Raw genomic sequence first — 1,065 nt, 5'->3', positions numbered from 1 at the left:
CGCCTGCGCCCGCGTCACGGTCCTCAGAGATGGACTAGTTCGGCGTGCCAAACGGACTGATCCCACCGCGATCGGAATGCTCGTCGTCAGCGCGGGTCGGGTTCTGTCGATCGCGGGGTTGCGCCATCGCGAGTGCGTTCCGGCCCTCTTCGGACGTCCCGACGACTTGCCCGTCCTGCACAGCGATATCGGTTCGGTCGACGCCAAGGCTCTCGGCGATGATCTGCTCTTGCCCCTCGTTCGTGAATCTCGCGGCGAACCTGCCGTCGCGCTCGACGACACGGACGTCCGACTCGTCCTCGATCGAGGACTGTTCGATGATATTCTGCTCGAACTGTTCTGCACGCTCGTATTCCCCGGACTGCGTGAATTCCGCGGCCAGACCGGTCTGGCCATTCTGTTGCTCCTCGGTGATGCGGACATCGCCCTCGTCGAATCCGGAGGGGAGCGACCGCAGAACCTCTTGCTCGAACTGTTCAGCTTGCTCAGCGAGCCGAGCACGGCGCGTGTCATCAGTTTCACTGATGCGTTCTATGCCCTGTTCGGAGCGGTCCGCATCCGCGCCAGCAAAGTCTTCGACACCACTACCAGGCACGCGCCCGCCGCCCTCGACGCCGGCTTCGTCCCACGAGATCTCGCCGTCGCCGTCCTGGTCGCTCCCGGCCCAGTTCTCGATCTCTTGGCGTGGATCATCCTCGATCGACGATGCAGAGTCGCTGTCTGAATCACTTCCGAGGCCGGCTGTCGGGCCACCGCCGGACGGCGAGGCGCCAGCCGAGCCGCGATCACGAGTGACTGAGTCGTCGGGAAGATCGTCGTCTCCCGAACTACTATCGCTGCTGTCAGAACTGTCTCCCCCGCTAGGATCCGGCGTCGGCGTGACCGACCCGCTGTTCCCGGGGAGTTCGCCGCCAGAATCGTTCTCCTCGTCGGCTGGGACTCCGTCTCCGTCGCGGTTGTCCGGGTTTCTGCGCGGGTCGTTTCGATATTCGTCGCCATCATCGTCGTCGTTGTCTGAGTCCGACGAGCCGCCCGTTCCCGGCAGATCGTCCGCGACGCCGCCCG

The 1,065-nt window shown here is 64.7% G+C and carries 1 pseudogene; it reads right to left on the bottom strand.

The features are described 5' to 3' along the window. Nucleotides 1-34: 34 nt before the first annotated feature. Nucleotides 35-1,065, bottom strand: a pseudogene (locus DEQ92_RS23525) (hypothetical protein); the annotation flags it as partial.

Origin of the sequence: Haloferax sp. Atlit-6N (genome assembly GCF_003383195.1) — an archaeon.
Lineage (GTDB): Archaea > Halobacteriota > Halobacteria > Halobacteriales > Haloferacaceae > Haloferax > Haloferax gibbonsii.
This window is presented reverse-complemented; position numbering and strand designations above follow the sequence as displayed.